The organism is Salinibacterium sp. VpJ6 (assembly GCF_059767345.1).
Window position 1 is genome coordinate 238,345 of the sequence record NZ_JBSOQL010000002.1, and the last position, 16,343, is coordinate 254,687.

The window sequence follows — 16,343 nt, forward strand, 5'->3', positions numbered from 1 at the left end:
GCTTGGCGCTGCGCGACTAGCCGAGAACGGCGGGCCGCGTCATCCACACGTCATGGTCGTCGCTGTCGTAGGGCACGAAGCCGTGGCGTTCGTAGAGGCTGATGGCGGGGCTGCCCTGCAGCACCATGAGGCGGAACGGGCGCGCATCCGGTCGGCTGAGAGCGTCGGCGAGCACGCGCGTGCCGATGCCGTGACCGTGCAGGCGGGCGGGTAAATAGAAGTGCTCGATCCAGCGCGCATCGGGTTCGTGGCGCACGGTGATGGAGCCGGCATCCGCGCCGTCTACGCGGATGATCTGGGTGTTGCTGGCAACGAACGCCTTACTCATCCACTGGCGCACGCGCACGGGGTCGAACAGCCCATGACGTTCGAGATCGTCGCGCAGCACGACCGCGCGTAGCTCAAGCAACCAGTCGAGGTCGGCGTCGGTGCTGGGGCGCAGGGAGAAGTCCACGTCGGAATTCTAAGCCGGTCGAAGGCGGCGAGCGGATGCTGCGCTTACGCGGTGTGCTCGGCTTACGCCGTATGTTCGCGTTCGAAGCGCTGGGCTTCATCCACGAGCGCTTTGACGACCGCGCGCACCGAGGGGCGCTCGGCGCGGTCGGGGCGCAGCAGCGCCGAGATAAGGCGCGACGAGGGCACGCCCTTGAGGGGGCGAGTGATGAGGCCGTTCTCGCGGTCCCGCGTCGTGAAGCGCGGCAGGATGGCGATGCCGTGGCCAGCCGCCACCACCGCTTCGACGATGCTGTTGTCGGTCAGGCGCTGGGCGACGTTGGCCGGGGCGCCGTTGGCGGCTTCAATGCGGCGCAGGATGCGGTCGAACGGCAACCCGGGCGGCACCCCGATCCACGTCTCGTCGACGAGGTCAGCCGGAGTGAGGGCGGCTTTGCGTCCAAGGGGATGATCCTCTGGCAAAGCGACGTCCAGCGACTCGCGCATGAGAGGAACGACGGCGAGCCCGCGCTCGGTCCAGGAAGGCAGCACGTGCGGAGAGTCGGAGACCACAATGTCGAAATCAGCGGTGAGGTTGGCAACATCCTCAAGCACGGAGTCTTGGTCGTTGCAGTGCAGCTTGAGGCCCGCGAGACGATTGATCGAATGGAAAAGACCGGGCAGCAACATCTCGCCGCCCGTGGGAAAGATGGTCATCGTGACTTCACCGCGGGGCGACTCGCGAAAATCGTTCCAGAGCGCTTCGGCCTTCTCAATTGCCGTGGCGACATCAGCCGCGGTCTGGGCGAGTGCGCGCCCAGCAGAGGTCAACACGATGCCACGGCCGACCCGCTCGGTGAGGGGAATGCCAGCTTCGCGTTCCAAGATTTTGAGCTGCTGAGAAACCGCGGATGGCGTACGCATCGTGGCCTTGGCGACAGCCGTGATGCTGCCACGGTCAGCCAATTCGCGCAGCAGTTCGAGGCGCCGTATCTCCATGTAGCTAGCCTACAAGGTTAGATAAGAAAGATCATCTTGTTCTAAAAGGTTGCCGAAGGTCAGAATATAGACATGAACTTCGAACTGATCATCATTGGGGCACTGTCCGCATTCGGCATCATCGCTACCCTGCGCGCCGTAGCAACCGACGGATACCGTCGCATCCCCACCCGTCGCTACAACACCATGCCGTAGCCAACCGCCAGCCGGTTTACGCAACACCACAGCATTTCTGCTGTGGTGTTTTTGCGTTAACGGGTGCGCAACTAGCGTGCGCTCCGGGCGAAGTGGGTCGGCGTCTAGCGCGGGCTGAGGCCGAGCTTGCGGCCGGCAACGCTGCGCTTGTGCGAACGGAGAGTTGCGGCAAGAGCCGTGATGGCCTGCGCAGCAGGATCCGCAGGAGCCGCGATCACGACGGGAACCCCGGCGTCGCCGCCCTCGCGCAGAGCAATGCTGAGCGGAATTGAGGCCAGCACCGAGACGGGCTCGTCTGGCGTGGAGAGCTTGACTGCGGCATCCGCCCCACCACCGGAACCAAAGAGTTCGAGCACGCTGCCGTCAGGCTGGGGGAGACCCGCCATGTTTTCGATGACGCCGATCACGCGCTGACCGGTTTGGCGCGCAACAAGACCGCTACGCTCAGCGACGTCAGCGGCAGCAGACTGCGGGGTCGTGACGACCACCACATCGGAGTGCGGCAGCAGCTGGCCGAGCGAGATTGCGACATCGCCGGTGCCCGGCGGAAGGTCAAGCAGCAGCACATCGAGGTCGCCGAAGAAAACGTCGGTCAAGAACTGCTGAATCGTGCGGTGCAGCATGGGCCCGCGCCAGGAGACCGCCGTGTTGTCTTCGACGAACATGCCGATCGAAATGACTTTCACGTCGTAGGCAACCGGCGGCAGAATCATTTCACCCACCTGCGTCGGCTTCGCGCCGTGCAGCCCCAGCAGGCCGGGAATGGAGAAACCGAACACATCGGCGTCAATCACTCCGACGCGCAGCCCGCTCTGGGCGAGCGAAACAGCCAAGTTTGCGGTGAGGGTCGATTTGCCGACCCCGCCCTTGCCGCTCGTTACGGCCACAATCTGGGTGAGCGAATCGGGCCCGAACTGCATCGTCTTCGGCTTGCCCTTGCGCAGCTTCTCGGTGAGCGCCTCGCGTTGCGCGCGCGTCATCACCGATACGTCAACGGTCACCGCCGTGATGCCGGCCACACGCTCGGTAGCCTCACGCACATCACGTTCGATGGAGGTCGCCGCCGGGCATCCGACAATCGTCAAGTTCAAGCCCACGGATGCCGCACCCGCGTCGTCAACGGTAACCCCAGAGATCATGTCCAGCTCTGTGACGGGACGACGAATCTCGGGGTCGATCACCGAGGCGAGGGAGGTGAGAACCGCGGCTTCGAGCTCAGCGTTCACGCTTCTCCGCGTCTTTGGTCTCGTCGTCTTTCTCGAGTTCTTCGAGCAGCGACCGCAGTTCGGAACGAATGAAGTCTTTGCTCGCCAGGTCGGTCATCGCGAGGCGAAGCGCAACGACTTCGCGCGCCAAGTACTCGGTGTCGTTGAGGTTGCGCTCGGCACGCTGACGATCTTGCTCGATCTGTACGCGGTCGCGGTCATCCTGACGGTTCTGCGCCAGCAGGATCATCGGGGCCGCATAGGAGGCCTGCAGCGAGAGGATGAGCGTCAGCAGAGTGAAGTTGGTGGCGCGCGGGTCGAACTGCGCGTCGAAGGGAGCGCTCGTGTTGTAAATCAGCCAGACACCCACGAAAGCGGAGAGCCCGACGAGAAACCAGGGGGTTCCCATGCCGCGGGCGAAAGCTTCGGAGTAGCGGCCCATGCGGTCGCGGCTCTCGAACATGCCGAAACCTGTACGCAGCCCCTTCGGGCTGTCGAGGCGTGCCTCATTGCGCTGAGACCGTGGAGTGCGTCGTTTAGCGAATGCCACGTGCTGACCTCCCTGCGCGAATGTCTTGCTGCTGAACGATAGTCAGCGGTCTAGTGGATGTGTCGTCAAAGCTGGCCGATTCATCTGTGGTGCTTCGCCAGTCGTCGGGAAGAAGATGGTCGAGCACGTCGTCAATGGTCACCACCCCGAGCAATCGATGGTTGTCATCAACAACCGGTACTGAAACGAGGTCGTAACTCGCCAGAATGCGCGAGACTTCGGCTGCCGTCGTGGACGAGCGTACCGGCTCAAGCGACTGATCGATCAGGGCGCCGAGACGTTCGTTGGGCGGGTAGCGCAGCATCCGTTGGAAGTGAACCATGCCGAGCAGTCGCCCGGTCGGCGGTTCATACGGCGGCAACGTCACACAGATTGCGGCACCCAGTGCAGGCGCGAGGTCGTGGCGACGGATGAGGGCGAGCCCCTCAGCGACGGTGGCGTCGGCCGACACAATGATCGGCTCGGTGGTCATGAGTCCACCCGCGGTGTCGGGGGCGTAGCTGAGCAAGAAGCGCACGTCTTCGGCCTCTTCGGGCTCCATGAGGTCGAGCAGTGTCTCACCGCGCTCGTCGGAGAGGTGGGCGATGAGGTCGGCCGCGTCATCCGGCTGCATCTCGTCGAGCACGTCAGCGGCCCGGTCATCGTCGAGCTTGTTGAGCAGCGCAACTTGCTCGTTCTCCGGCATCTCTTCGAGAACGTCGGCCAGGCGGTCGTCAGAGAGCTCGCCGGCGACCTCCATCATGCGCTGTTCGGGAAGTTCGAGCATCGCGTTGGCGAGGTCGGCAGGGAGCAGATCGGAGAAGCTGGCGACAAGTTGAGTTGCCGATTGCGCTTCACCCTTGTGCTGGTTGTGCTTGATCTCATCCCAGCTGGCGAAATCGGTAGGGCCCTTGGCGAAGAGTGGCGCTCCCGTGGCCTTGGGACGACGCACGAACAGCTGGCTGATCTCCCACTCGCCGAGGTCAACTTCTTCAATCGAAACGTCTTCGATTTGAGCTTCGCCCGAACCGTCACGCATATCGACGCGACGACCCAGAAGCTCGGCCATCACGCGGATCTCTCCACCGCGCTGCTCGAAGCGGCGCAGGTTGAGTACACCCGTCGTGATGATCTGCCCGGAGCCGATGCTCGTGACTCGACCAATCGACAGGAATACATGCCGCTTACCGGGGACTTCAGCGATCATTCCGACAACACGAGGGCTGGCGTCGGCCCGCTCAACGACGAGCACATCGCGCACTTTACCTACGCGGTCGCCATTGGGGTCGAAGACAGAGCAGCCCACCAATCGGGCGACGAATACTCTTGAGGTGCTCACAACTAAAACCCTACCCCTGCATGGGACAATGAACTGATGAGTAATTTCAGTGGATTCTCCCGCCGTGCCCCTCTGCAGTCGAGTGTGCCGCGTGGTGACGTGCTCGCAAGCTTCGAGAGCTACACCGATGCCCAAGACGCCATCAACAAGTTGGCGAAGGCCGAGTTCGATGTCAAAGGCATCGCGATCGTCGGTCGCAACCTCACAACAGTCGAAATGGTGACCGCACGATTGAGCTACGGCCGTGCCGCTCTCGCCGGCGCGAGCACCGGTGCCTGGCTCGGACTCTTCTTCGGCCTGATCTCCACGATCATTGCTCCGATCACCACGCAGCAGGTAGCGATCTTCTTCTCGGCGATCGTGGCCGGCGCCGGAATCGGCATGATCTTCGGTGTCGTGAACTACTCGATCATGCGCAAACGCCGCGACTACGCTGCAACTTCGCAATTGCTGGCCGAGCGCTACGACGTGATCATCTCGCCCAACCTCACGGCCAAGGCTCACTCTGTTCTCGGAACATCAGCCGCCGGGATGCCCGGAGTGCACGCTGCCCCGCACGTGCCGACGCTGGCGGGACCTCCCGCCGCAGAGCCAACCTCGACACCCACGCCCGACGCACCGGAAGTACCGGAAGCGCCGGTCGAGGGCGGCGAAGCGCCTAAGGCCTAACGCGCCTCCACAACTAGGAGCGGGCGATCCACGCTTCTACGGCATCCGCCGTGCGCGGGATGTTGACCGACAGGTTCTCAGCGCCGTCTTCGGTGACAAGGATGTCGTCTTCGATGCGCACCCCAATGCCGCGGTATTCCTCGGGCACGGTGATGTCGTCGGGCTGGAAGTACAGGCCGGGCTCGATCGTGAAGACCATGCCGGGCTCGAGAATTCCGTCGAGGTACATGTCGCGGCGGGCGGCGGCGCAGTCGTGAACGTCGATGCCCAGGTGGTGGCTGGTGCCGTGCACCATGTAGCGGCGGTGGAACTGCTTGTCCGCCTCCAATGACTCTTCGGCTGACACGGGCAGCAGGCCCCACTCGGCGGTCTTCTCGGCGATGACGCGCATTGCTTCAGCGTGGATGTCGCGGAACTTGATTCCGGGGCGCACGATGGCAAAGGCAGCATCCGCCGCTTCGAGCACGGCGTCGTAGACGCGACGCTGCACCTCGGTGAACGTGCCACTAATGGGCAGGGTGCGGGTGATGTCGGCGGTGTAGTAGCTGTCGAGCTCAATGCCAGCATCGATGAGGATGAGGTCGCCCGGCTTCACGGGACCGTCGTTGCGAGTCCAGTGCAGCACGCACGCGTGCGGGCCGGAGGCAGCGATCGTGTCGTAGCCGACAGTGTTTCCCTCGGCGCGAGCACGACGGTTGAACGTGCCCTCCACGAGGCGCTCACCGCGGCTGTGCTCGATGATGTTGGGCAGATCGGAGACAACATCGTTGAAGCCCATCTGGGTGGCGTCAACGGCAGCACGCATCTCGGTGACCTCGTAGGAGTCCTTGACGAGACGCAGCTCGCTCAGGTCGCGGCTGAGCTCGTCGTCGCCATCGTGCTCGAGAGCTTCGGAGTCAGCGGCAAGCAAGCGGCGGCCATCGACCTGGTCGGTGACATCGCGGTCGGCGTCGCGCACGATCAGCGTGGTGGCATCAACGCGGTCGAGCACAGCGTCGAACTCGGCCAGCGGCAGAGTCGCAACACCGAGATCGGTGGCGACGTTGGCGAGCGACGGGCGCGGGCCGGTCCAGAACTCTCCGACATCCGGGTTCGCGTAGAACTCGCTCGTGTCGCGGCCAGCAGCCGGACGGAAGTACAGGGTGGCGTCGTGGCCATCAGCCGTGGGCTCCATTACGAGAACGCTGCCGGCAACAACATCCGAACCCCACCCGGTCACGTGCGCGAACGTGGAGTGCGCGCGGAACGGGTAGTCGGTGTCGTTTGAGCGCACCTTGGCTGAGCCAGCCGGAATGATTAGTCGCTGGCCGTGGTGAAGCTGCGAGAGGCGCTCGCGGCGGGCAGCAGCGAAGGCGGCCTGCTCGCGGGGAACAACCTCAGCGTCAACCCGCTCAGCCCATCCCGTAGAGATGTAATCAGAGAAGCCCGAAGACTGGGGCGTCGTGGAACGGTTAGAGGTCGCGCGGGGGCTGGGTGCCGAAGAATCTGCCATACCTCTAGTGTCTCCCTTCGCGCGGTAAAACGCACTATCGAGAGGGACCCTCACTGTTCGCAGAATGCTGCGGATGCGGGGCGCGAGGCTGGATGCTTACTGTGCAGGGGAGAGCATGGCGAGCACCGGTCGGTGGTCGCTGCCGAAACCATCGTGAGACTCGATGACGCGCATCCCCGTGGTCGTCCACTCGCTCGTGCTCATGACGTGGTCGATCGGGGCGCCCAGCAGCGAGGGCAACTGGGTCGGCCAGGTACCGATTGCGGCGTTGTCGGTGACCGAGGCGGCATCCGTGCAACTACCGAGAGCAAAGTCAGCGCCGTCGGTAAGCGATGCGTAGTGATCGAGGGTTGAGTTGAAGTCGCCGGCGAGGATGACGTTGGTGCCGCGGCACTGTTCGGCAAGCCAGTCGAGGTCGGTTCGCCAGTTTGTCATCTCGCCGCGCACGGGAGCGACCGCGTGCACGGCGACGATCGTGGGCATCGAGGGGTCTTGAGGGGTCGCGACGAGGCTGGGCAGAGTGGAGGTTGTGCGTGTCTGCACATCGACGTCGTATTCGCCGAGGTCGACACTGATCAAGACGGTCGTTGAACGCGACTTGGAGACCTGATCGTAGGCGAGCGTGTGCACCCACATGGGGTGGTCGGCGGCGGCCATCAACTGCGCCACTTCGAAGCCCATCTCGCGAGTTGTTTCGGGCAGCGTGACAATATCGGCGTCGTTCTCCAGTGCGAGATCAGCGACCGCGGAAGCTCCGGGAGCATCACCGAGGGTGTTCCACGACAGCACCGTCACATCGCCGTCGGCTTTCGTCTCGAAACCGGGGCTACCGAAACCACGCGTCGACAGCACCACGAGAGAGAGCGTACTGAACGCGAGACCGATCACCGCGAGGGATGCCGCAAAGCGGTGCATCCGTGCCGATAAGAGAGCAATGAGCGTCAACGCCAACACGGCAACGAAGGCTGCGGCGGCACTCAACCCGCGCAGCGAGACCACCTGGGCAATGCCCACCGTCTGTTCGAGAGAGAACAGTTGAGGCCACGCCGCGACAATAAGGGCGGCAGCGGTGGCGAGTATAAAGATCGCCGCGAGAAAGCGTTGAATCATAGCGACCTGAGCCTAGAGCAATAGGCTTGCATAATGCTCAACACCCCGATCGACCTGCACACTCACAGTGCCGTGTCTGACGGTACCGAAACCCCCACTCAGCTGATTCGTTCCGCTGCTCGGGCGGGGCTCGCGACGGTAGCGCTCACCGACCACGACTCCACCGCTGGCTGGCAGGAGGCCATTTCTGCGGCATCCGTAGCTGGCATCAATGTCATTCCGGGCATGGAACTGAGCACCAACTTTGGCCCCGCGAGCGTTCACGTGCTTGCGTACCTCTTCGACCCGCTCGACCGCACGATCGTCACCGAGACGGCGCGCATCCGCGATGGCCGTCTGCGGCGGGCTGAACGCATCGTTGAGAAGATTGCCCTCGACTACGACCTGACGTGGGATGACGTGCTCGCCGAATCGTCAGACGGCACGACTCTCGGTCGCCCGCACATCGCCGACGCGCTCGTGCGCAAGGGACACGTCGCCAATCGCAGCGCCGCGTTCGAGAGCATCCTGCACTGGCAGGGTGGGTACTACGAGAAGTACTACGCTCCGAGTCCGCTCGAAGGCGTGAAGATGATCGTCGCTGCCGGGGGAGTGCCCGTGCTCGCGCATCCGGCCGCTCACGGAAAATATCGGTCGATGGATGACGCGGTGATCCGTGAGCTCGTGGACCACGGCCTTTTCGGGCTTGAGGTTCACCACCGTGACAACACCGACGAGGGCAAAGCCTGGCTGATGACGGTCGTCAAGAAGTTCGGGCTCGAGATCACTGGCTCAAGCGACTATCACGGTGAAGGAAAGCCCAACCGGCTCGCCGAAAACACTACGGCTCCCGATGTGCTCGAGAAGCTCATCGCGCGCGCCACCGGATCACTACCTTTTATTGCAGGCGCTAACCCCGCCCAGGAGGAGACCTCATGACTACAAACGCCGAACAGTGGAACGCCCTGACTCCCGAACTGCTTCGCAGCCGGGGAAGCAACAAGTGGACCGCGCCCGAAGGCGAACTGCTGTGTGCCGGCGTTGCCGAAATGGATTATGGCACCGCGCCCGCCGTGCTCGAGGAGTGGGCCGCGATTGCTGAGCGCTTCGGCTTCGGCTACCCCGACGAGTCGGTCGCGCTCGAAATGAACGCGGCAACGGCGAAGTGGCACCGTGAGCAGTACGGCTGGGAGCTGGACGCCGCCGACGTGCACCCGCTGCCCGACGTGCTCAAGGGTCTCGAACTGGCGATCACCAAGTTCAGCAAGCCTGGCGCTGCGGTCATCGTGCCGACTCCGGCGTACATGCCCTTCTTGGCTGTGCCGAAGGACTTCGGCCGTGAGGTCATCGAGTCGCCGATGCTGCGTGGCGATGATGGCAGCTTCGCGCTCGACCTCGACGACATTGCCCGCCACTTCGCTGACGGCGCCAACCTGCTGATTCTCGCCAACCCCGGTAACCCCACGGGCAAGGTCTACTCGCGTAATGAACTCGTGGCGCTCGCTGACGTGGCTGACGCTCACGGTGCGCGCATTTTCAGCGACGAGATTCACTCGCCCCTCGCCCTCTTTGGCAACAAGCACGTGCCTCTGGCGAGTGTCTCGGATGCCGGTGCGCGTGCCGCGATCACCGCCACCAGTACGTCAAAGGCTTTCAATCTGCCCGGGCTCAAGTGTGCGCAGATCATCCTCAGCAACGACGCCGACCGCGCACAGTGGGAGTCGCTGAGCTGGCTTGCCACGCACGGCGCCAGCACGCCAGGCATGAAGCTCAACACGGCCGCGTACCTTCGCGGTGAGCCGTGGCTGCTCGAAGTGCGCGAGTACATCGAGGGCAACATCGAGTTCGCGCGGGCAGCGCTCGCCGAGCACCTGCCCAAGGCCCGCCTGGCTCCTATGCAGGGCACCTACTTGGCGTGGCTTGACTTGCGTGCCTACTCCGACGAGCCAGAACTTTCCGAGATGCTGGCAGAGAAGGCGGGCATCCGGGTTAATGGTGGCGTGGGTTACGGCGCGGTTGGTGCCGGCCACATTCGCGTAAACCTGGCGACCTCGCGCCCCATTCTCGAACGCATCATCGCGCAGCTTGCTGCGGCGATGACTGCCTAGCGGGTAGCGACCGCCTCGCCCCAGCCGGGGAGCGGCAGTCGCTGTTCGAGAGAGTCGAGGATGAGATCGAGACCGATCTCGAATTCGTTGGCATAGCTATAGCCGGGCAGCAATGCGTGGCCGACCGCCATTTCAGTGAGGTGGGGGAACTCGCCGGCCGGCATCTCCGTAACGATTCCCTCGGCGACTTCGGTGAGTTCTTCGGACGATTCGAAGGGCAGGCTGAGTTCTTGCAGGACGAAGCCATAGATGTAGCTGTCGAGCGCCGAGAAAGCATGGGCGGCGCCGGCGATCGAGAAACCGCCGGCCCGGAAGGCGCCGATGACGGCGTCGTGGTGTCGGAGCGTTGCGAGCCCCGGGTCTCGGCGTGAGTCCATGAGGCCGATCGCCCAGCGGTGGCGCACGAGCACAGTGCGAGTGGAGACAGCGCGATCGCGCATGGCCGGTCGCCAGCCGTGTTCGGCCGTCGGGAGTTCAATTTCAGCGAAGACGAGGTCGACAAGGCCCGTGAGGATCGCCTCTTTATTGGGCACGTGGTAGTAAATCGACATTGCTTCTACCCCGAGGCGATCGGCGAGTTTACGCATCGTGAGCGCGGTAGCGCCTTCTGCATCGGCGAGCTCGAGCGCCGCGGCGAGTACGGTTTCGCGGGTGATCGGCGCGCGCTTTGTCGTACTGCGCGCTCGGCTGTGCTCTGCCACTCGGGTTCTCCTTCTCGTGGGGGTATTGACTATCTTACTGCGTAAGGTAATCTTACGGCGTAAGGTTTATGAGAGAGGAAACCATGATTGCCCCTGAAACGAGTAGTTCCGCCGTCGAGCCGTCCCGCCAGCGCGTCTGCATCGTCGGCATCTCCGGCAAGCTCGGCCAGTATTTAGCAGCCCACGCCCTCGAGCGTGGCTACGAAGTGGTGGGAGTATGCCGACCGCAGAGCGTGGCGAAGCTCGAACATTTCGGGGACCGCATCACGGTTATCCCGGGCGACACCTCCGATCGCACCGTCATCGAGCGGGCCGTCGCTGGCTGCGCTGCGGTGCTGACGGTTCTCGCGCCGTGGGGTGTGCGCGAATACTCTTCGCGCACTGCGCAAGCCGTGATGGACTTCGCTCCGACCGGGGCCCGCCTGATTTTCTCGTGCGGCTGGCACGTGCGGGCGAGCGCGGCTGACCACTATTCGCGACGCTTTCTCGCGACGGTGGCAGTCGCATCCTGGCTCGCCAAAGCCGTACGCGCCGTCGACATTGCCGACCAAACCCGCGCTGCCGAGCACATTTTTGCAAGCGATACTCGCTGGACTCTCGTTCGCGGCAGCGACCTCGAAGAGGGCGAAAGCGAAGGGCTGCCCGTCTGGAGCTCGGCGGTCGGCTCGCCCATTCTCGAGAGCAATCTCACCCGGCGTACCGACTTCGCCCTCTTCATGGTGGAGGCGATCACGAACGACGCTCTCATTCATCAAGCACCCGCGATCGTCGGATGCCGCAGCGAGTCCGCGGCCGCGCATGCTTCGTCCGCGCGGGCCTAGCCGAGCTCTCGTTCGAAAAAATTGCATGTGGGAGGAGTGATTATCTGTCACTATCAGTAAATGAGGACCGCCCGGACATCTCCGCTTTCGACGCCCACCATGGTCGTCGTAGCGATCATTCCGATCGTCGTGTTCTTTTTCGTATTTCAGTTCTACGCGACCATCTTTTTGCTCCTGCGATCACCAGGGGTTTGGAACGTTGTCTTGCTTGCGGGGTACTGGCCCTTCGTGTTGTTGAGCACAGCCGCACTGTCGTTTGTGAAGGCTGCAAGGTTGTCGCGCCGCGCAGCGGCGTCGGCGCTGCTAGAGGCAAGCAATCTCACTTTGTACACGCCACTGTCTCGGACGAGTGAGAGCAGTGGGGCGTACGCTGAGGAATCCGGAGTGGAATCACCGCTTTCTTCGGACAGTGCCGGAAGCACAGGAGCGATCCGCACGGTGCTTGACCGTGATTATGACCCGGTGGGGGACATGACGAGACGCGTGCGGCAGCTACGAATCGTCGCCGGCTTGTACGCTCTCGCGGCGGGTATGGTTCCTCTCCTCGGTGTGGTCAGCTATTACCTAAAGTCGTGAGTGCAACCCTGCGACTCTCTCGCGGCACTCGTGGCACACTAATCGCATGAGCGTTGTCGAGAACTCCAAACTGACCATCGTGGGTGCCGGCAGTGTCGGCGCCAGTGCCGCCTATGCTGCCCTGATTCGCGGCTCCGCCCGCCGAATCGCGCTGTACGACATCGCGACCAAGAAGGTGGATGCCGAGGTGCTCGACCTCGCCCACGGTACGCAGTTCACGGGGTCGAGCCAGATCATCGGCGGCAGCGACATCTCCGTTGCGGCGGGATCGCACGTTGTCGTGATCACGGCGGGCGCCAAACAAAACCCGGGCCAGACGCGGCTTGAACTCGCTGATGTCAACGCTCGGATGCTCGGTTCGCTCATCCCGCAGTTTATGGAGGTCGCGCCGAACGCCATCTACATCATCGTCACGAACCCGTGCGATGTGCTCACGGCGCTCGCGCAGGAGCAGTCCGGTCTGCCGCCCGAGCGCCTCTTCGCCTCGGGCACCGTTCTTGATACCTCCCGACTGCGGTGGAAGCTGGCCGAGCGCGCCGGGGTCTCGCCCTCGAGCGTCCACGCTTCGATCATCGGCGAGCACGGCGACTCCGAGTTCCCGCTGTGGTCGCGCGCGACCATCGGCGGTGTACCGCTGCTCGAATGGCAGCGCGACGGGCATCCACGTATGACCGAGGCAGAGCTCGACGAGATCGCCATCAGCGTGCGCGACGCCGCCTACAAGGTGATCGAGGGCAAGGGTGCGACGAACTACGCGATCGGTCTCTCGACCGCCCACATTGTGGAAGCGATTCTCGGTGACAAGCACTCCATCATGCCCGTAGCGCCCGTGCTCTCCGACTTTCACGGGATCGACGGCGTCGCGCTTTCCGTGCCGTGCATCGTGAGCGCTTCGGGGGCGACTCCCATCAAGGAGACAACGTTCAGCGAGAAAGAACTGCGACTGCTGACCGAATCCGCGACCGCCCTGCGCACTGCGGCAGATTCGCTGCGTTCTTAGCCCACCGCACGAGCCCTCTGGCCCTGGCGCAGCGGTAACCGTTTCTCCGGCCGCGCCGGTTCGAACCACCGCTTGTCCGAGCGCGCCTCCGCCTTAACTACGAAAGCCCCGCACAGTGTGCGGGGCTTTCGTGTGAAGTGTGCTGCTGCTTAGGCAGTGGGAGGCGTGCTCGGTGCACCCTCGCTGCCGCCGCGACGACGACGAGTGCGCTTGCGACGAGCGGGTGCTCCGCCGTCGTGCGTTCCGCCACCTTCGGGGCGCGTGTTGTCGTCAGCGGCGCGAGCGCTTGCTACCGATCCGCCATCGCTTGAGCGCGACCCTGAACCGGATGCCGAACCTGACCCTGAACGGGTGCGGTTGCGGGGCGGACGCGAGGAGTCGCCACCACGCTGCGATCCACGAGCGCCGCCCGATCCCGATCCGGAACCCGAAGCGGCACCGCTAGCGCGCACTGCCGGAGCGTGCGATCCGGGCAGGCGGCCCTTGGTTCCCTCAGGAATGTCGAGGTCGGTGAAGAGGTGCGGGCTCGACGAGTAAGTTTCGACGGGCTCGGGGATGCCCATTTCGAGCGCCTTGTTGATGTGCGTCCACTTGAGCATGTCTGCCCAGTCCACGAACGTGACAGCAACACCGGTCTTGCCGGCGCGGCCGGTACGGCCAGCACGGTGCAGGTAGGTGTCGTGGTCATCCGGAATGGTGTGGTTGATCACGTGCGTGACGTCGTTGACGTCGATGCCTCGTGCCGCAACATCCGTCGCGATGAGAATGTCTTTCTTACCCGCCTTGAACGCGGCCATGGCGCGCTCGCGCTGCTCTTGGTTGAGGTCACCGTGCACGGCGGCGGCGTTGAAGCCACGGTCGTTCAGCTCTTCAACGAGCTTGGCGGCAGCTCGCTTGGTGCGTGTGAAGATGACGGTCTTGCCGCGACCCTCAGACTGCAGGATGCGGGCGATGACCTCGTCTTTGTCGAGGTTGTGAGCGCGGTACACGACGTGCTTGATGTTCTTCTGCGTCAGGCCCTCGTCGGGGTCGGTGGCGCGGATGTGGATCGGCTTGTTCATGAAGCGACGAGCGAGAGCCACGATCGGGCCGGGCATCGTTGCCGAGAACAACATCGTGTGACGAGTAGGAGGCGTCTGCGCGAACAGCTTCTCGATGTCGGCAAGGAAGCCGAGGTCGAGCATCTTGTCAGCCTCATCCAGAACCATCACCTTGATGTCCTTGAGCGAGAGCATGCGCTGGCTGGCGAGGTCGAGCAAACGACCCGGCGTACCGACGATTACTTGAGCGCCGGCCTTGATCTGTTCGACCTGACCCTCGTACGCCTTGCCACCGTAAATAGCGGCGATCTTGGTGGAGCGGTTGGATGCTGCGAGCACGAGGTCTTCAGCTACCTGAACACACAGCTCGCGGGTCGGTACCACGATGAGGGCCTTCACGCCGGGCTCAGGATCGGTGCCGAGCGACTGCAGTACGGGGAGCCCGAAGCCGAGCGTCTTACCGGTACCTGTCTTGGCCTGGCCGATGATGTCCTGGCCTGCGAGGCCCATAGGGATTGTTTGGGTTTGGATCGGGAACGGTTCGAGGATGCCCTTGGTTGCAAGTGCATCGACCATGTCCTGATCGATATTGAGTTCTGAGAAAGTCACGTATGAAGCCCGTCTAGGTGCGATGCGCCCTTTTTGACCTGGGGCGCCGGACCCCCTCCTGAGTCGGGGGGATGCCCGCAGTTTAGCGGGTTGCGCTGGGCTGAGGCCGTGAATTGAGGCGGCGAGGCGGGTTGTCGCAGAGACGTAGGGCACCCAGACGCTCTAAGCTGGCTGCGTGGTTAAGTGGTTTTCGCGCAAGCCAGGTCGCATCGAAGTGCCTCGCCTTCGGTCACGGTCTGACGTCTCCGCGACCGAAAAAATAGCCCTAGCGGAGTTCGCTCCCGACATCCTCGCGTTCCTCGGGCGTGCAGCGTATGTGCAACTCATGATCTTCGAGAACCTCTCGCGAGTGATCTCGACGGCGCCAACGACGGCCGCCAAGACGGCACTCGGCAAAGCTGCCGAGCTGTCGATGGCGAAGCACCGCAAGTTGGTTGACGAGATCACCAAGGCCGGCGGTTCGCCCGCTGAAGTCATGGACAGCTTTACGGATGAGGTCGACGAGTTCGATCGCATCGCTCGCGGCGCCGACTGGTACGAATCCTTGATCTCGGCCTACTTGAGCGCGGGATTCTTTGACGACTTCTATGCACGCCTTGCTGCGGGGCTCCCGACGGAATCCCACACTCGTCTTGTCGAAATCTTCCGCGGGGAATCGGGCGAGAAGGTGTTGGCCGAGTTCCTGCAAGCCGCGATTGACGAGAACCCTCGTCTCGACTCACGACTGGCGATGTGGGGCCGCCGCCTCATGGGCGACATGATGCTGCTGGCGCGTTCCGCGCTGGTCTTCCCCGACCACACGCGCAACACCGAAGCTCAGGTTGAGCCAGTCTTCACCGAGCTCGTGGCGTCGCACACCCGTCGAATGGATGCGCTCGGCCTGACCGCCTAGTGGCAACCGTCTAGTGGCAACCGCCTAGTGGCGACCGTTTACTGGTAGCCGCTTGGTCTCCACGGCCTAGCGGCTGGCTGCTCTAGTTGCCGCGCGAGAGTGTTTCGAAGGCGCGCACGTCGGCAGCTTCGCGGTACCGCGGAAGCATGATCGCGGTGGCCACAGCAGCACCAACGCCGGCGAGAAGGCTCGCAACCCAGATCCAGGTGCCATCGAAGGTCAAACCGACCCACACGAGGGCAACCCACACCGTTGCGGTGACAGCGGCGCCCACGGCAGGCAGCAGAGCCATGCCGTACATGCCACGCGAGGGCAGCAGGTAGCGCACGATAGTCGCGAGTGATGCACCGATCACGGTGACGAACAGCAGTTCCACTGTTAGGCCACGAATCCGATGCGGCGCGACTCTTCTTCGCCAAGTTCGACGTAGGCGAGTGCCGTGGTCGGAACGATGTACAGCTTGCCCTTGGCGTCGCGCAGGCTCACGTACTTGGCTTCCGAGTTCAATGCCTCGGCAATGATGGTCTCAACCTCGCTGGCCGACTGTGCCGACTCGAAGTTGATCTCACGGGGGCTGTTGTTGATACCGATGCTTATGTCCACGAACACAGATTACGACACAACGCGAGGCGATGAATGTCCCGTTC

At 63.4% G+C, this 16,343-nt stretch carries 19 protein-coding genes; 8 read left to right on the forward strand and 11 right to left on the reverse strand.

What is annotated here, in order from left to right:
- Nucleotides 1–16: 16 nt before the first annotated feature.
- Both ACWTV1_RS10170 and ACWTV1_RS10175 read right to left on the reverse strand, forming a co-directional pair.
- Nucleotides 17–454: a GNAT family N-acetyltransferase gene (locus ACWTV1_RS10170; protein ID WP_498505224.1), complete on the reverse strand. Its 438-nt coding sequence runs from the start codon at nt 452–454 to the stop codon at nt 17–19.
- 62 nt (nt 455–516) lie between these two features.
- The gene (locus tag ACWTV1_RS10175; RefSeq protein WP_498505225.1) at nt 517–1,431 is read right to left on the reverse strand and encodes a LysR family transcriptional regulator; all 915 of its coding nucleotides are present in this window, start codon (nt 1,429–1,431) and stop codon (nt 517–519) included.
- Between the two features lie 72 nt (nt 1,432–1,503).
- Between ACWTV1_RS10175 and ACWTV1_RS10180 the strand changes: the two genes are divergently transcribed.
- Entirely contained in the window at nt 1,504–1,626 is a 123-nt protein-coding gene (locus tag ACWTV1_RS10180; RefSeq protein WP_268249141.1) for a hypothetical protein, read from the forward strand.
- A gap of 104 nt (nt 1,627–1,730) precedes the next feature.
- On the opposite strand, the gene ACWTV1_RS10185 is transcribed toward ACWTV1_RS10180, so the two are convergent.
- The 3 genes from ACWTV1_RS10185 to ACWTV1_RS10195 are packed head-to-tail and all read right to left on the reverse strand — an operon-like array spanning nt 1,731 to nt 4,699.
- Nucleotides 1,731–2,852: a P-loop NTPase gene (locus tag ACWTV1_RS10185; protein ID WP_498505226.1), complete on the reverse strand. Its 1,122-nt coding sequence runs from the start codon at nt 2,850–2,852 to the stop codon at nt 1,731–1,733.
- Entirely contained in the window at nt 2,842–3,381 is a 540-nt protein-coding gene (locus ACWTV1_RS10190) for a DUF1003 domain-containing protein (protein WP_100389760.1), read from the reverse strand. Before ACWTV1_RS10190 ends, ACWTV1_RS10185 begins: the two co-directional genes overlap by 11 nt.
- Complete coding sequence (locus ACWTV1_RS10195) at nt 3,368–4,699, reverse strand: magnesium transporter MgtE N-terminal domain-containing protein (protein ID WP_498505227.1); 1,332 nt, start codon at nt 4,697–4,699, stop codon at nt 3,368–3,370. The genes ACWTV1_RS10190 and ACWTV1_RS10195 overlap by 14 nt, the downstream gene beginning before the upstream one ends.
- Before the next feature lie 36 nt (nt 4,700–4,735).
- Between ACWTV1_RS10195 and ACWTV1_RS10200 the strand changes: the two genes are divergently transcribed.
- The gene (locus ACWTV1_RS10200; protein ID WP_498505228.1) at nt 4,736–5,368 is read left to right on the forward strand and encodes a YflT domain-containing protein; all 633 of its coding nucleotides are present in this window, start codon (nt 4,736–4,738) and stop codon (nt 5,366–5,368) included.
- Between the two features lie 13 nt (nt 5,369–5,381).
- Here ACWTV1_RS10200 and ACWTV1_RS10205 read toward each other — a convergent pair whose 3' ends face one another.
- Both ACWTV1_RS10205 and ACWTV1_RS10210 read right to left on the reverse strand, forming a co-directional pair.
- A complete protein-coding gene (locus ACWTV1_RS10205) occupies nt 5,382–6,860 on the reverse strand; it encodes an aminopeptidase P family protein (RefSeq protein ID WP_498505229.1) in 1,479 nt (492 codons plus the stop codon).
- 96 nt (nt 6,861–6,956) lie between these two features.
- Complete coding sequence (locus tag ACWTV1_RS10210) at nt 6,957–7,970, reverse strand: endonuclease/exonuclease/phosphatase family protein (protein ID WP_498505230.1); 1,014 nt, start codon at nt 7,968–7,970, stop codon at nt 6,957–6,959.
- A gap of 33 nt (nt 7,971–8,003) precedes the next feature.
- On the opposite strand from ACWTV1_RS10210, the gene ACWTV1_RS10215 reads away from it, so the two are divergent.
- Nucleotides 8,004–8,888, forward strand: coding sequence for a PHP domain-containing protein (locus ACWTV1_RS10215; RefSeq protein WP_498505231.1), 885 nt, complete (start codon nt 8,004–8,006; stop codon nt 8,886–8,888).
- Nucleotides 8,885–10,057, forward strand: coding sequence for a MalY/PatB family protein (locus ACWTV1_RS10220; protein ID WP_498505232.1), 1,173 nt, complete (start codon nt 8,885–8,887; stop codon nt 10,055–10,057). The genes ACWTV1_RS10215 and ACWTV1_RS10220 overlap by 4 nt, the downstream gene beginning before the upstream one ends.
- Here the strand turns inward: ACWTV1_RS10220 and ACWTV1_RS10225 are convergent.
- The gene (locus ACWTV1_RS10225) at nt 10,054–10,758 is read right to left on the reverse strand and encodes a TetR/AcrR family transcriptional regulator C-terminal domain-containing protein (protein WP_498505233.1); all 705 of its coding nucleotides are present in this window, start codon (nt 10,756–10,758) and stop codon (nt 10,054–10,056) included. The genes ACWTV1_RS10220 and ACWTV1_RS10225 overlap by 4 nt on opposite strands.
- A gap of 83 nt (nt 10,759–10,841) precedes the next feature.
- On the opposite strand from ACWTV1_RS10225, the gene ACWTV1_RS10230 reads away from it, so the two are divergent.
- Genes ACWTV1_RS10230 through ACWTV1_RS10240 form a run of 3 tightly spaced genes read left to right on the forward strand, consistent with a single transcriptional unit; the run spans nt 10,842 to nt 13,155 of the window.
- Nucleotides 10,842–11,579, forward strand: a complete 738-nt coding sequence (locus ACWTV1_RS10230; RefSeq protein WP_498505234.1) for an NAD(P)-dependent oxidoreductase — start codon at nt 10,842–10,844, stop codon at nt 11,577–11,579.
- Nucleotides 11,580–11,639: 60 nt separating this feature from the next.
- Nucleotides 11,640–12,155, forward strand: coding sequence for a hypothetical protein (locus tag ACWTV1_RS10235; protein WP_498505235.1), 516 nt, complete (start codon nt 11,640–11,642; stop codon nt 12,153–12,155).
- Between the two features lie 46 nt (nt 12,156–12,201).
- Nucleotides 12,202–13,155 (forward strand): L-lactate dehydrogenase, encoded by a 954-nt coding sequence (locus ACWTV1_RS10240; protein ID WP_498505236.1) that lies wholly within the window; start codon nt 12,202–12,204, stop codon nt 13,153–13,155.
- A gap of 149 nt (nt 13,156–13,304) precedes the next feature.
- On the opposite strand, the gene ACWTV1_RS10245 is transcribed toward ACWTV1_RS10240, so the two are convergent.
- The gene (locus tag ACWTV1_RS10245) at nt 13,305–14,804 is read right to left on the reverse strand and encodes a DEAD/DEAH box helicase (protein WP_498505237.1); all 1,500 of its coding nucleotides are present in this window, start codon (nt 14,802–14,804) and stop codon (nt 13,305–13,307) included.
- A gap of 175 nt (nt 14,805–14,979) precedes the next feature.
- On the opposite strand from ACWTV1_RS10245, the gene ACWTV1_RS10250 reads away from it, so the two are divergent.
- The gene (locus ACWTV1_RS10250; RefSeq protein WP_498505238.1) at nt 14,980–15,696 is read left to right on the forward strand and encodes a ferritin-like fold-containing protein; all 717 of its coding nucleotides are present in this window, start codon (nt 14,980–14,982) and stop codon (nt 15,694–15,696) included.
- Between the two features lie 82 nt (nt 15,697–15,778).
- Here the strand turns inward: ACWTV1_RS10250 and ACWTV1_RS10255 are convergent, their stop codons facing one another.
- Entirely contained in the window at nt 15,779–16,072 is a 294-nt protein-coding gene (locus ACWTV1_RS10255; protein WP_100389773.1) for a hypothetical protein, read from the reverse strand.
- A gap of 2 nt (nt 16,073–16,074) precedes the next feature.
- Nucleotides 16,075–16,299 carry a DUF3107 domain-containing protein gene (locus ACWTV1_RS10260; protein ID WP_498505239.1) on the reverse strand — a complete coding sequence of 75 codons (225 nt, stop codon included), beginning with the start codon at nt 16,297–16,299 and terminating at the stop codon, nt 16,075–16,077.
- Nucleotides 16,300–16,343: the final 44 nt, after the last annotated feature.